Origin of the sequence: Aulosira sp. FACHB-615, from assembly GCF_014698045.1 — a bacterium.
Lineage (GTDB): Bacteria > Cyanobacteriota > Cyanobacteriia > Cyanobacteriales > Nostocaceae > Nostoc_B.
The window spans coordinates 147,078-162,588 of sequence record NZ_JACJSE010000009.1; the positions used below are offsets into that span (position 1 = coordinate 147,078).

The 15,511-nt window shown below is 39.3% G+C and carries 5 protein-coding genes; 4 read left to right on the forward strand and 1 reads right to left on the reverse strand.

What is annotated here, in order from left to right:
- Window positions 1-27 precede the first annotated feature (27 nt).
- Window positions 28-5,982, reverse strand: a complete 5,955-nt coding sequence (locus tag H6G77_RS17015) for an ATP-binding sensor histidine kinase (protein ID WP_190872189.1) — start codon at window positions 5,980-5,982, stop codon at window positions 28-30.
- Window positions 5,983-6,125: 143 nt separating this feature from the next.
- On the opposite strand from H6G77_RS17015, the gene H6G77_RS17020 reads away from it, so the two are divergent.
- The 4 genes from H6G77_RS17020 to H6G77_RS17035 all read left to right on the forward strand — a co-directional run bounded on the left by H6G77_RS17020 (window position 6,126) and on the right by H6G77_RS17035 (window position 15,478).
- Window positions 6,126-11,966 carry an ATP-binding sensor histidine kinase gene (locus H6G77_RS17020; RefSeq protein WP_190872190.1) on the forward strand — a complete coding sequence of 1,947 codons (5,841 nt, stop codon included), beginning with the start codon at window positions 6,126-6,128 and terminating at the stop codon, window positions 11,964-11,966.
- Between the two features lie 2 nt (window positions 11,967-11,968).
- Window positions 11,969-14,110 carry a PAS domain S-box protein gene (locus H6G77_RS17025; RefSeq protein ID WP_190872191.1) on the forward strand — a complete coding sequence of 714 codons (2,142 nt, stop codon included), beginning with the start codon at window positions 11,969-11,971 and terminating at the stop codon, window positions 14,108-14,110.
- A gap of 168 nt (window positions 14,111-14,278) precedes the next feature.
- Window positions 14,279-14,437 carry a DUF2256 domain-containing protein gene (locus H6G77_RS17030; protein ID WP_083468775.1) on the forward strand — a complete coding sequence of 53 codons (159 nt, stop codon included), beginning with the start codon at window positions 14,279-14,281 and terminating at the stop codon, window positions 14,435-14,437.
- Window positions 14,438-14,521: 84 nt separating this feature from the next.
- Window positions 14,522-15,478: an isoaspartyl peptidase/L-asparaginase gene (locus H6G77_RS17035; protein ID WP_190872192.1), complete on the forward strand. Its 957-nt coding sequence runs from the start codon at window positions 14,522-14,524 to the stop codon at window positions 15,476-15,478.
- Window positions 15,479-15,511: the final 33 nt, after the last annotated feature.

The window sequence follows — 15,511 nt, forward strand, 5'->3', positions numbered from 1 at the left end:
TTTTACTTTTACCTTGCTCCATCAATCTCACGCTGGAATTTCAATCACAAATTCTGTACCTTGTCCTAAAACAGAGTGACAACTTAACTTACCACCGTGGACTTCTTCAACGATTTGCTGGGCAATGGCTAATCCTAATCCGGTACCTTTACCAACTCCTTTCGTAGTAAATAAATGGTCGAATATTTTTTGTTTAATTTCTTCGCTCATACCTTTACCGTTATCAGCAATTGAGATTTTGACAGATTTCTCTACAAGCAATGTTGTAATTTTGATTTGGTTGGTATCAGCTTTGATTTCTGTAAAGCTTCTACCTGTATTTACTTCTTCTAAAGCATCAATTGCATTAGCGAGAATATTCATAAATACCTGATTTAACTGTCCAGGAAAACATTCTATCTGGGGCAAATCGCCGTAATCAGTGATAACTTCGATCGCTGGACGTTGTTCATTTGCTTTGAGGCGATGTTTGAGAATTAAGATGGTGCTATCAATGCCATGATGAAGATTGAATTGGACTTTGTAATCTTTATCAGCACGCGAGAAAGTCCGCAGACTGGTGCTAATATTTTTTAATCTGTCGCAAGCAATCATCATGGCATCTAGAGTTTTTGGTAAATCTTCTAACAGATAATCCAAGTCAATTTCTTCGGCATGGTCTTGAATTTCAGTACTAGGATTTTCTAGATTTACTTGATAGAGTTTTAAATGTTCTATGATATCTCCCAAATTTGGTTTAGTTTGTTTGAGAGTTGCAGAAATAAAGCCTAAAGGATTATTCATTTCATGCGCCACGCCAGCAACTAAATTACCCAACGCCGACATTTTTTCACTTTGGATGATTTGCAATTGTGCTGTTTGTAAGTCTTGGAGAGCTTTTTGTAAATCTAATGATTTTTGTTGTAAAGCCAGTTCAGCTTGTTTACGCTCATTAATATCTCGCATAACAACTACCGCACCAATTTTATTACCCCAAGCATCAAAGATTGCTTGACCACTAGCTAACAAAATTCTCGGTATACCATTTTTGGGAGCAATTACCATCTCGACGTTTTCGATTTTTTCCCCTTGCAACGCACGAAGTAAAGGAATTTCATGGGTTGATAATGGTGTTTGCCCATCAGGCTGATAAAGGTCAAAATGTTCTGCCCATTGTTCAGGGGGTAATGATGCTATTGGTAAGCCATGAAATTCATAAGTTGCTTTGTTAAATAAGGTCAATGTGCCGTTAGCATCACAAACAACAATTCCATCTGTAATATTATCAATGATGATATTTAAAAATTCTCGTTCTTGAGCCAGAGACGCTTCAGTTTGTTGTAATTGTGCCAGGGAAATTTGTAAGGAATGGGATTTTTCTTGTTCTCGCTCATAAAGTCGGGCATTTTCTAGCGAAATCGCCGCTTGCGTACAGAGTAAATTCAACAGTTCGACGCGATCGCTAGTGAAGGCTCCTGTTGCTAAATTATTTTCTAGATATAAAATCCCCAGCAATTTACCTTGATGCAAAATTGGACTACACAAGATACTCTTGGGCTGTTGTCGAACAATATATGGGTCGTTGGCTAAGGTATAATCTGCGACTGCATCCCGTAGGACAACAGTTTGGCGGTTGTGCTTGACTTTGTAAATTAACTTGTGGGGAATTTCTTGACTGTCTTCAACTGGAATCCTCTGCAAGACAACTGGTGGTTTTCCTTCTGTCATCAAGCCTTTGATGAACAGACGCTTATCTCGCAATAACATTAAGACACATTTATCAGCCCCAGAATTTTTCACAACAATCGCCAGCAATGTTGACAGCAATTTTCCTAGTTCAATTTCGCCAGCCAGAGTTTGATAAGCTGTGAGAATCGCTTTTAAATCGAAGGTATCAGAGATATTGCTACTAGAAGTAGGGGAACTGGTAGAGGTGAAAATTCCTGAAGCCAGGATAGTTTCGTTAGTTGTAATCGTCGCACGAGTTGATTGTAATATCGGCGCAAGTAATTGGGGATAGCGTGTTTCTAAATCGGCAATTTTGGCTTTTGCACCCCAATGGGCATAAGCATAATAAGCTTGAATCATGTATTCCTCAGCGATGCGCGGTTTATCCCATTGCAGATAAAACTTGGCGGCTAATTCTTGGGCGAGGGCTTCTTCGTTGATAAATTGATGTTCTTTAGCCAGATTTATCGCTTTGTCATAACACTCACTGGCGGCAAATTTTTCACCCAAAACTCGATGACGTTCCGCCTCGACTAAATACCATTTATGCAAGTGGTTCATCGGCGCATAACCAGCCCATTGGTGCAGAACTGTTTGGTGGCTGGCTGCAACCGCCAGCAGTTCGGCTTGTTCTGTTTCTGGCTGGTTGGGGACAAGTCCTAGATAAGTTAGCGCCGCATAAAAATGGAAAATCGGTACAAAAATCGATCCTGATACTGCCATTAAACAAGGCTTGGCTTGGTCAATATAGTTGCGTGCATTTGTATAATTAGCAAAATAGCAAGCAAGTAGCAGTTTGTAGATATAAGCTTGGGCGATCGCAATGAAGTCATTATCTTGCTGGTGCTTAGTCAGCATCAATGTTTCATTGTAGGTATTACCAATCAAGTAATCTGGTTGGCTAACTGGTTCTATTAAGTTCTCCGCCGCTTGTTTACCCAAATTCAAATATACTTGAGCCGAATATTGTTTTACCTGAGCCAATGCCAGACTATAATCAGCCATCGCTGGAACAAAACGATGCAGTTCTTCACCAGTGAAAAATCTGCCATCACTGTGACCACCCAAAGCAAAACCAGCGTGTAAAAAATCTCCGGTTTCGATACCAGTTTGGTAGGCGGTTAACAACAGGGGGATTGTGGCATCTAATCGCTCTTGGTAATGTTGAATAAAGCAGCCAAACAAAGAAAGAACGACGGATTTATGCTTTTGGATCTGAAATTTTTCCAGTAAATTGATCGCCAACTGACCAAAAGCATAGCCTGTGACTGCATCTTCTAAGAATGCACACAACACCATCCCGTGAATACCATATCCAGTTGTGGATGCTACAGTATTACCTGATTGCAGAGATAAACTCACCATCATCGAACTTAACCAGGGTAATAAACCGGGCATTCCTTGGATGATGGGTGAAAACAGCATTCCCAACACTTCGATTGCGGCTTCTGTAGTGGGATCGGTCATTAATGGCAGATTGAGCAAGTCTGCAATGTTTCTGCCTGCAAGTTGAGTATTCAGGTTTTGTAGGATGTTACCAGTCAAGGCTGGATCAGGTGCTTGTGGCAGTTCGACCCCTAATTGCGCTAATGCTGTTCTGCCAACTGCGATCGCCTCTAACACATTACTTTGTAAAACTTGGGCGGCAATTTGAATTTCATAAATTTTAACTTTATCTAAAATGCTGCGAGCCGATAGCAATACGATGCTTGCTATTTGTTCCATACTGGCAAAGTCACTAGTTAAATAACTCGCTTCCGCCGCCGCAACATGAAGATGCAAAGCCAATTCATACTGCTGAATCCAACAATTTTCTTGTAATAGTTCTAGTCCAGTTTGAAAATATATTCTGGCTGCGGAATATGCTGTAGAATTTCTCGCCTTAGTTCCTGCTTTTAAATTGAGTTGCGCTAATTGTTCCTGTGCTTTTGGTTCAGTAATTAACTGAATGCCTTGATTCAAATGTCCAACAATATCAAATATTTTTTCCTCTTGTTCGGTGTCAGATAAATTTTGTTGGAGTAATTGCCCGATTTGGAGATGAGTTGCTTGTTTTCGCTCTTGAGGAATCAGCGAATAGGCGGCTTGCTGTACTCTGTCATGCAAAAATTTATACTTTGCCAATTGTTGATTAGTATTGCTTGATTCTAGGGTCAGGCGATCGCCTTCAATTCCCTGGTAAAATTTATAAACTTCACTAATGGGTAAAATTAACCCTTCTTGCAATGCTTTCCACAAATCAGCAGCAGTTTCTATCTCTGACTGCTGAGAAACAATTGCCAAAGTTGCCAAATCAAAAGAATTCCCAATACAAGCCGCTAATTGTAAGATATTTTGTGTTGATTGTGGCATTTTTTGTAATTGCCATGCCATGAAAGCCACAACATCATCTGTAAGTGCCAGTTGATTGACTTGAGTAATATCACATTGCCAACAACCCAAGGCAAAATCAAATTGAATGAGATTTTCTTGATGTAATGATTTCAGAAATTGGGTAGCAAAAAATGGATTACCCTGGGTTTTTTGATAGATTAATACAGAAAGATTCCATACCAAATCTTCGGGTGATTTTAGGGTATCTGATACTAATTGATTTAATTCAATTTGATTTAATGGGGCTAAATAAATAGTATTAATTGGGGTTTGTGTTTTTTGAATTTCATTTAAAGTCAACATTAATGGATCTGCTGGCTTGACTTCATTATTACGATACGCCCCAATTAAAAAAAGATAACCTGTATCAGTCATTAAAAGCTGGATTAAGTTTAATGATGCTGAATCTGCCCATTGCAAATCATCTAAAAATATCACTAAGGGATGTTCAGCACAGGTAAATACTTGGGTAAACTTTTGAAATAATAAATTAAATCTATTTTGTGCTGCTGTGCCAGATAATTCTATAGCAGGTGGCTGTTTACCAATAATGATTTCTAATTCGGGAATAACTTCCATAATTACCCCGCCATTTTCACCCACAGCCGCTAAAATTTTATTTTTCCATTGTTGAATTTGTGTATCACTTTCAGTTAAGATTTGACCTATCAAGTCGCGGAATGCTTGCACAAAAGCACCCAAGGGAATATTCCGTTGAAATTGGTCATATTTACCTTTGATAAAATAACCGCGTTGTCTGACAATTGGTTTATGAACTTCATTCACAACTGCCGTTTTACCAATTCCAGATAACCCCGCAACCAGCATTATTTCTGTTGCGCCTTGGCTGACTCGTTCAAATGCTTGTAAGAGAGTATCTACTTCCCCTTGTCTACCATAAAGTTTATCAGGAATAATGAAGCGATCGCATATATCCCGTTTTCCAATTTCAAAAGGTTCAATAAAACCCGTTGCTTGGAGTTGAGATAAACACTTTTCTAAATCATATTTTATTCCCAAAGCACTTTGATACCTATCCTCAGCATTTTTCGCCATCAATTTCATGACAATATCACATAAAACTTTTGGTATTTCTGCCCTTCTTCCTCCATTTTGCTCACTGAGCGAAGTCGAAGTCTGGTCACTGAGCGAAGTCGTTCGCGTTAGCGTCTCCGCAGGAGAAGTGAGCCTCCTACCTTCTAAACTAGGCGGCATTTTCGCAATATGACAATGTACCAACTCCATCGCATCATGTGATTGAAAAGGTAATTCTCCTGTGAGTAATTCATAAAAAGTCACACCTAAAGAATAAAAATCAGTCCGGTAATCAATTGGGCGATTCATTCTTCCGGTTTGTTCTGGAGAAATATAAGCAAGTGTCCCTTCTAAAACGTTAGGATTAACAATCGCTGGTGTTTCTCGTGGTAATAAAGATGCAATGCTAAAATCAATTAATTTAACTTGTTTGGTTACAGGATTAATTAAGATATTGCTCGGTTTAATATCTTTATGAATAATCCGCTCGTGATATAAAATATCTAAAGTTCTGCACAGTGAAATTGCAATTTCTAAAAACTCCTCCAGAAATTCTTCCCCATTCTTAGCCTTCCATTCTGGAAGAGAAATGCCACCAAAATCTTCCATGATTAACGCATAACCATTTTTGTATGCTTCTAAGCTATAGGTTTGAATAATTAGCGGTGAGTTGAGATTTTTGGCGATGCTGTACTGATTGCAAAAAGATAAAAGTTCACTAAAACTAGGATAAGAGTTTTTCAGCAGTTTAATGACTACAGGTAAATTGTCAGCTTCTCTGACTGCCCGGTAAACTACAGTTCTAGAACCATCATAGATTTGTTCGCTGACTATATATCCGGGAAGACTGACTGGAGTGCTAATCATAACTGCGTTCAGACTGGAGAATGTGTTATTTAGTGTTCCCAAAATTGCTTAGAGGACTTCAAAAAGCAAAAAAGTTGCTCTGAACTGTTTTATATGATGTATGTAGGGGAATAATAATCAAGTATATTTAGTAACTCATTAGTATGCTCAGTCTTCCCAACTACACACTCACCGAAGAACTATACAATGGCTCCAGAACCATAGTTTATCGAGGATATCGAAAAACTGACTCATTAAAAGTAGTCATCAAATTTCTGAAAAATTCTTACCCAAACTATCAGGAACTATTATCATTTTGTAATCAGTACACTATTACAAAAAATCTCAATTCTCCTCTCATTATTCAAACCTATAGCCTAGAATCTTATCAAAACGGTTATGTGCTGGTAATGGAAGATTTTGGTGGCATCTCTCTCAAACAATGGCTACTGCAACAAAACCCAGCATCTCTACAAGAGTTTTTAGAAATCACAATTTCACTATGCGATGCACTTGATTTGCTCTATCAAGAGGGCATCATCCATAAAGACATTAAACCCAGCAATATTTTAATAAATCCCGAAAGCAAACAAGTAAAACTAATCGACTTTAGCATCGCAACATTACTCCCAAGAGAAAGCCAAACTCTAGTTAACCCAAATATCTTAGAAGGAACCCTCGCCTACATTTCCCCAGAACAAACAGGAAGAATGAATCGAGGTATTGACTACCGCACAGACTTCTACTCCTTGGGAGTAACATTTTACGAACTACTTACAGGAGAACTACCATTTCAATCAAACGATGCAATGGAATTGGTACATTCTCACATTGCGAAAATGCCACCTAGTCTAGAAAACAGGAGGCTCACTGAGCGAAGTCGAAGTGAGCGAAGTCGAAGTGAGCAAAATCCAGGAGATAGAAGAGAAGAAATACCAAAAGTTTTATGCGATATTGTGATGAAACTAATGGCGAAAAATGCCGAAGACAGATATCAAAGCGCCTTGGGATTAAAATATGATTTAGAAAAATGCTTGCGTCAACTCAAAGAAACAGGTGAGATAGAGAATTTTATCATTGGACAGAGGGACTTGTGCGATCGCTTCCTCATCCCTGATCAACTCTATGGCAGAGAAGCCGAAATAGATACCCTCTTACAAGCATTTACAAGAGTCAGTCAAAGCGCCACAGAAATCATGTTAGTTTCCGGCTTTTCGGGAATTGGCAAAACAGCCGTCGTCAACGAAGTACATAAACCCATCGTCAAACAACATGGTTATTTCATTAAAGGTAAATTTGACCAATTTAATCGCAACATCCCCTTTAGCGCCTTCGTCCAAGCATTCCGCGACTTAATCGGGCAATTATTAACAGAAAGCGATGCCCAAATTCAGCAATGGCAAAGCAAAATCTTAGCAGCCATTGGCGACAGTGGACAAGTCATCATTAATGTCATTCCCGAACTAGAACAAATTCTCGGTAAACAACCACCAGTCCCAGAACTCTCAGGTATAAGCGCCGAAAATCGATTTTATTTCATCTGGCAAAAATTCATCAAAGTCTTTACAACTAACGAACATCCCCTAGTATTATTCCTCGATGATTTGCAATGGGCTGATATCGCATCATTCAAATTAATGCAGCTATTAATGACTGACACCACCCATTTATTATTAATTGGTGCTTATCGAGACCATGAAGTCAGTCCCATACATCCATTAATGTTAACTTTGGCTGAACTTGAAAAAAAACACACAACAATTCATCAATTACACTTATTACCCCTCAGCCAAGAACAAGTTAATCAATTAGTAGCCGATACCCTGAAATGTCCTGAAAACTTAGCTTGGCCTCTGTCACAACTGATAGCACAAAAAACCCACGGTAATCCCTTTTTTACCACACAGTTTCTCAAAGCCCTGCATCAAGATCAACTGATTCAATTTAACTATGACTTGGGCTGTTGGGAATGCGACATCACAAAAGTTAGTCAACAAGCAGTGACAAATGATGTAGTCACCTTCATGACATTTCAGTTACAAAGATTGCCATTAGCAACGCAATATGTCTTACAGTTAGCCGCGTATATTGGCAATCAATTTGATTTGACAACCTTAGCCATTGTGGCGGAGACATCAGAAATTGAAGTGGCGGCAGATTTATGGAAAGCATTACAGGAAGGGTTAATTTTACCGACGAATAATATTTATAAGTTTTATCAAAGAGATGTGAATGATGAAGTCATCATCAACCATGACCATCAAAATCATCAAATATCAGTCCAATATCGATTTTTACACGACCGCATCCAACAAGCAGCTTATTCATTAATTCCTTTAGAACAAAAACAAAAAACTCATTACCGCATCGGCAAACTACTGTTACAAAAAGTTTCTCCCAGCGCGAGGGAAGGGCGAATTTTTGAAATTGTCAATCAATTAAATCAGGGTGTAGATTTAATTACCCAAGTCACTGAAAAAGAGGAACTTGCCCAACTTAATTTGATGGCTTGTCGCAAAGCTAAAGCCGCCACTGCTTATCAAGCGGCGCGGGAGTATGTCTCGGTGGGATTATCTTTGTTATGTCCCCAAGCTTGGCAACTGCAATATGACATCTCTCTGGCTTTTCATGAATTAGCTGCTGAGTTGGCTATGCTTTGCGGTGATTTTTTCACTATGGAACTGTTTGTGAATCAAGTGATTCAGCAGGCAAAATCCTTACCGGAAAAAATACAGGTTTACCGGATTAAAATTCAGTCTCTTGTCTCCCAGAATAAATTTAGCGCAGCCATTGCGATCGCTCAAACAATTTTGCAACAACTGGGCGTAACCTTAAAAGACACACCCACACCAGCCGATATTCAACAAGAAATCCAAGAAATTAACCAACTAATTGGCGACAGAAAAATTGCAGATTTAGTTCATCTCCCCTTAATGACAGATGCCACAAAACTGGCAATTGTGCAAATCGCTAGTAGCATTATGTCTGTGGCTTACCTTGCTGGTTCTCCTTTGTTTCCCTTACTGGTTTCTTTATCAGTCAAAACATCTATTCAGTATGGAAACACACCCGCTACAGGTTATATTTATTGCTCCTATAGTGTGCTTTGTAATTTTTTGCAAGATGTCGATACAGCAATAGAGTTTGAGCAGTTAGCACTCCAACTCACCACCAAATTAGATGCGAAAGCAGCTAAACCGCAAGTATGTCTCCTCTTAGGACTGTATATTCGCCAACGCAAATCTCACATCCAAGAAAGCCTACCACTATTGCAAGAAGGCTATAGCATAGCACTAGAAGTTGGTGAATTAGAATTTGCTGGACATAACGCCCACAATTTTTGCTTTTATGCTTTTTGTTGCAGTCAGTCTTTAATTAATTTGGAACAAGAAACTCGCGCTTACAGCAATGGGTTGATGCAGCTTAACCAATTAACCACCGCCAATTATTGCCGCATTTATTGGCAAGCAATTTTAAATTTACTTGGCTTCACGGAGAACCCGACAATTTTATCTGGAGAAGCCTTACAAGAAGATGAATTTATTTCCTTGTTGCAATCTGCGAATGATGGTTACGGATTATATATTTTCTCTTTATATAAGCTAATGCTTTGTTTCTGGTTTGCAGAAATAGAATCAGCCGAAAATTATGCACTTGAAGTCAAACGCTATTTCATGGCTGGTGCAGGATTAGTCAGTGAACCAGTGTTTTATTTTTATGATTCTCTGCTGGCTTTGGCACAGATAGATGAAAAATTAATCACTTTAGAACGTGTAGCCGAAAATCAAACTAAACTTCAACATTGGGCGCATCACGCACCCATGAATCATCAGCATAAAGTTGATTTAATCGAAGCGGAAAAACATCGGATATTCGGCAAATTATACGAAGCTGGAGATTTTTACGATCGCGCTATTGCAGGAGCTAAAACTAACGGTTACATCCAAGAAGAAGCTTTAGCTAACGAACTCGCAGCTAAATTTTACCTCAACTGGGGTAAAGAGAAAATTGCCGCAGGTTATATGCAAGAAGCATACTACTGTTATGCTCGCTGGGGTGCAAAAGCCAAAGTCACCGACTTAGAAAAACACTATCCCCAACTGTTGCATTTAATTTTGCAACAACAAAAAAATGACTTCAACTTCTTAGAAAATATTGCTCCCCATAACGTTACTTTATCAACTCGTACTTCTAGCAGCAATAGCACCAGTTATTCTGAAATTCTGGATCTGACTTCTGTAATCAAAGCGGCGCAAGCAATTTCCAGTTCTTTAGAATTAAATGAACTAATTGCCAATTTACTAAAAATTATTTTGGAAAACTCTGGTGCAAAAAAAGCTATATTGTTACTTCCTCAAAATCATACTTGGCAAGTACAAGCCATTACTGTGATTGAGAATGAAAAATTAAACACTATTCTGGAACCACAATTACTCGAAACTTGCCCAGATATTCCCAAAAGAATTATCCATTATATTAAGAATACCCAAAAAACACTGGTGATTGAAAATTGCCAAACAGATATACCAGGGGTAATAGGGGAATATATGCTGCAACATCAACCCCAGAGCGTGTTGTGTATGCCGATAGTGAATCAAGGCCATTTAGTTGGTTTGCTTTATTTAGAAAATAAATTAACTGCTGGGGTATTCACACAAGAACGTGTACAAGTTATTAAACTTCTGGCTTCCCAAGCGGCAATATCTCTAGAAAATGCCCAACTTTTCCAAAAAGCACAGCAAGCACTCCAAGATTCTTTACTCAAACAATTCTCAATTGATCGGGCATCTATTGGTATCTGGTGGATTGAAGAAGATGCCAGCATTTTTTATGTAAATGATGCAGCTTGTAAAGATTTGGGATATCGACAAGACGAGATTATTGGGAAAAATATTTTTGATTTTGATGCAGGTTTCCCGCAAGAATTCTGGGAAGAACATTGGCAATCATTATCTCAGAAAGGTTTTTGTGTATTTGAATCTTATCATCGACACAAAGATGGACATATTTTTCCTGTGGAAGTTACTGTTGACTATGTAGAATTTAATGGCAAAGCATATAACTTTGCCTTTAGTAGAAATATTAGCGAACAGCAAGCTGCACTTCGTGAACGCAAACAAGCTGAAGCAGCCGTTAAACAAAAATCCGAAGCATTAGAAGCAGCATTGCAGAATTTACAACAAGCTCAATTACAAATGGTGCAAAGCGAAAAAATGTCGGCTTTGGGTAATTTGGTCGCCGGCGTTGCCCATGAAATGAATAATCCTTTAGGTTTTATTGCTGCTAGTTTAAAACAAACTCAACCCACAATTGTGGAGATTTTTGAACATTTACGGCTTTATCAAGCAAGTTTACCAAACCCCAGTGAAGAAATCCAAGAACATGCTGAAGAAATTGATTTAGATTACAGTTTAGAAGACTTACCCAAGGTAATTAATTCGATGATTGTAGCTTGCGATCGCCTAAAAAATATCAGCACTAGTCTTCGCACTTTCTCTCGTGCTGATCAAGATTATAAAGTCAGTTTTAATATCCATGAAGGTATTGACAGCACAATCTTAATTCTGCGGCATCGTCTCAAAGCTAACGAAAAACGTCCAGCTATAGAAGTTATCACCGATTATGGCAATATACCTGCTATTGATTGCTTTCCTGGGCAGTTAAATCAGGTATTTATGAATATTCTGGCAAACGCCATTGATGCTTTAGAAGAAGTAAAAATTGATAAACATCAGGGAATTAGACATCAGATTTCAATTCAAACATCTCTGATAAATCGATATGTCGAAATTAAAATTGCTGATAACGGAATTGGGATGAATGAAGAAGTCAGAGGAAAAATATTTGACAACTTATTTACTACCAAAAGTGTAGGTAAAGGCACAGGTTTAGGACTGGCGATCGCTCGTCAGATTATTGTCGAAAAACATGGCGGTTCTATTGAATGTAATTCCTCACCAGGGCAAGGTACAGAATTTGTGATTTTAATTCCAATTAGCCAATAAATATGAATAATATACCCATGCAAAAAGAAATTACTTTACTGCGTCAACAAAATGCTGATTTACAACAACAGTTAGCAAAATTGACTAGTGAATCACACACCAGAATTACTCAATTAGAAAAGGAACTGCAAGATACAAAAAAACTTTTAGAAAACTACCAGCAAGCCGAAATAAAACTCAAAGCTGATCAAGCCGAATTACTCGCATTGTTTAACGCTATCGAAGATGTAATTATTGTTGTTGATAGCGAGTGCAGATACTTAACAATTGCTCCTAGTTGTGCGCCATTACTGTATAAACCACCAACAGAAGTTATCGGTAAAACTGCCTATGAAATTTTACCGGCTCAACTAGCTGACAGTTTCGTAGCATGTATTCAACAGGTACTTAAAACAAAGAAAAATACCAAAATCGAATACAGCTTGCCCATTGGTGATCAAGAAGTTTGGTTTGAGGGTAGCGTTTCCGTGATGGATGAAAACAGTGTAGTTTGGATTGCTAGAGATATTAGCGATCGCAAAGCAACTGAAGCAGCATTACGTGAACAAGAAGCCCAGTATCGCAGTATTTTTGAGGCTGTTAGTGATGGCCTTAGTGTTCTTGATTTAGATACTGGTAAGATTGTCGCTGCTAATCCGGCTTTCTGTCAGATACACGGCTATACTCAAGAAGAATTTTTCTACTTAGACCCTACCGATTTTGTTCATCCCAGTTGTTTTGAGAAGTTTGGGGAGTTTATCAATGTCATTAAAATGGGAGGCGAATTTCACACTCAGGCGGTAGACATCCACAAAGATGGTACTTGTTTTGATATCGAAGTTACAGGAAAACTCTTGAACTACAATGGCAAACCCCATGCACTTTCGGTAGTGCGTGATATTAGCCAGCGTAAACAAGCCGAAAAAGAACAACGCAGATTAACCGCAATCCTGGAAGCAACCACAGACATCATTGGTATAGCTGATGTCAACGGAAATAGTTGCTATCTTAACCAAGCAGGGCAGAAAATGTTGGGTATTCCTGCTTCCGAAACTGATAAGTTCCATATCAGCGAGTTTGTAGAACCCTCGATGTTAGACAAATTTCAGACAGAAAGCCTACCAACTCTACTTCAGAAGGGTATCTGGTCGGGAGAGTCTAAGTTACTTAGTCGGAGTGGCGAACAAGTTCCCATTTCTCAGGTAATGATTGCCCATAAAAATGAACAGGGAGAAATAGAATTTTTATCAACCATCGCCCGTGATATTCGCGATCGCCTGCAAATCGAAGCCCAACTGCGACAACAAGCCGAAGATTTAGCCCAAACTCTAAAAGAACTGCAACGCACCCAAGCACAAATGGTTCAAGCGGAAAAAATGTCTAGCTTGGGACAATTAGTTGCGGGAGTTGCTCATGAAATCAACAATCCTGTAAATTTTATTCACGGTAATCTCACCCATTTAGAGGAACATACTGAAGATTTATTGCAGGTAATTAATTTATACCAAGCGATGAATCTGCCAGAATTTGAAACTTTGTCGGAGGAAATTGACTTAGATTACATTCAGCAAGACTTACCCAAAATTTTGCAATCTATGAAAATCGGCACTCAACGCATCCGTCAGATTGTCTTATCTCTACGTAACTTTTCACGTATGGATGAAGCCGAATTTAAAGAAGTCGATATTCACGAAGGTATAGATAGTACTTTAATGATTTTGCAACATCGTCTCAAGGAAAAGCCACAGTTTCCTGAAATTCAAGTGATTAGAGATTATGGTTCTTTACCTTTAGTAGAATGCTACGCCGGACAACTTAATCAGGTGTTGATGAATATTCTCACAAATGCCATTGATGCTTTAGAAATGGGAACGAGGAAAGATGAACTACCAACAATTACAATTCGGACTGCGGTGATTGATGCTAACTGGGTAACAATTGCGATCGCTGACAATGGAATGGGTATGTCTGAACAAATTCAAAAACAAATTTTCAATCCCTTCTTCACCACCAAGCCCGTTGGTAAAGGAACTGGGATGGGCATGTCAATTAGTTATCAAATCATTACGGAAAAACACGCAGGCAAATTGGAGTGTTACTCCCAACCAGGACAAGGAACAGAGTTTGTCATCACCATTCCCATTTGCCAACCAATCATGGCTTAATTGATTGTATAAACATCTCTCTCCCTTGTCTCCCTTGTCCACCTTGTCCCCCACGTCTCTTTTATCCACACAGCAACATCACCTCCCACCTCCCGCCTTTTTCACAAACTGGTTATAATTATTTTTCGTCTCTCTCAGAAATCAACTTAATATTTTTACAGTATTTATATGGGGCGCTATCGTTCTAAATCTGACCTACCTACAAAAATCTGCCCTGTATGTCAACGTCCCTTCACTTGGCGAAAAAAGTGGCAAGATTGCTGGGATGAAGTGAAATATTGCTCAGAACGTTGCCGCCGTCGCCGTTCTGAAGCAAAAACAGAGTAAAGGGTGAATTATGAAGTATGAAATATGAAGTGTGAAGTGTAAAATCAACTTGAACTCAGACGCAAATAGCGCAAAAAATTATACATGCAGGTAAAGGTGCAACCAAAATTAATTATTCATGGAGGGGCTGGTAGTTCTCTCCACGGCAAAGGAGGATTAGAGGCTGTACGTCGATCGCTCCATGCAGTCATTGAAGATGTTTATGCTTTGTTATTATCAGGCACAAACGCTGCTGCCGCAGTACTGCGGGGTTGCCAATTATTAGAAGATGACCCCCGATTTAATGCGGGTACTGGTTCGGTATTGCAATCTGATGGTCAAATTCGGATGAGTGCTGCCTTAATGGATGGACTCTCAGGGCGGTTTAGCGGTGTGATTAATGTTTCACGGGTGAAAAACCCCATTGAGTTAGCCTATTTTTTACAAAATTCCCCTGACCGCGTACTTTCAGATTACGGTTCGGCGGAATTAGCCCGCGAGTTACAAGTCCCCAGTTACAATGCTTTAACTGACTTACGCTTACAAGAATGGATTCAAGAACGGCAAGATAATTTTAAAAGAACAATGGCTGGGGTGGTAGCAGAGCCAGAGTTATTAGAAACCAGCAATGCCGGACGTGGCACAATTGGCGTAGTTGCTTTAGATGCTCATGGTGGACTAGCAGTCGGCACATCCACCGGGGGTAAAGGCTTTGAACGCATTGGTCGAGTCAGTGATTCAGCTATGCCGGCGGGGAATTATGCAACTGGTCATGCGGCTGTTAGCTGTACTGGCATTGGCGAAGATATTATCGATGAATGTTTAGCACCCAGAATTGTGGTGCGGGTAACTGATGGGATGACCCTCAAAGATTCCATGCAACGCTCTTTTGCTGAAGCCCACGAACATCAAAGAGACTTAGGAGCGATCGCTTTAGATGCTAGTGGTGCGATCGCCTGGGGTAAAACTAGCCAAGTTTTACTTGCCGCCTATCACAACGGTGAAAAAATTGGCGACACTTTAGAAATGGCTGATGGTACGCAAGTCGGCTGTATTTCCTAGTGCTGAGTCACCGAAGTTTGCTCAACGGGGGAA

Excerpts from the sequence above, each read along its gene's own strand:
- H6G77_RS17020 (WP_190872190.1), top strand. The coding sequence starts at position 6,126 with ATGCTCAGTCTTCCCAACTACACACTCACCGAAGAACTATACAATGGC.
- H6G77_RS17015 (WP_190872189.1), bottom strand. The coding sequence starts at position 5,982 with ATGATTAGCACTCCAGTCAGTCTTCCCGGATATATAGTCAGCGAACAA.
- H6G77_RS17035 (WP_190872192.1), top strand. The coding sequence starts at position 14,522 with ATGCAGGTAAAGGTGCAACCAAAATTAATTATTCATGGAGGGGCTGGT.
- H6G77_RS17030 (WP_083468775.1), top strand. The coding sequence starts at position 14,279 with ATGGGGCGCTATCGTTCTAAATCTGACCTACCTACAAAAATCTGCCCT.
- H6G77_RS17025 (WP_190872191.1), top strand. The coding sequence starts at position 11,969 with ATGAATAATATACCCATGCAAAAAGAAATTACTTTACTGCGTCAACAA.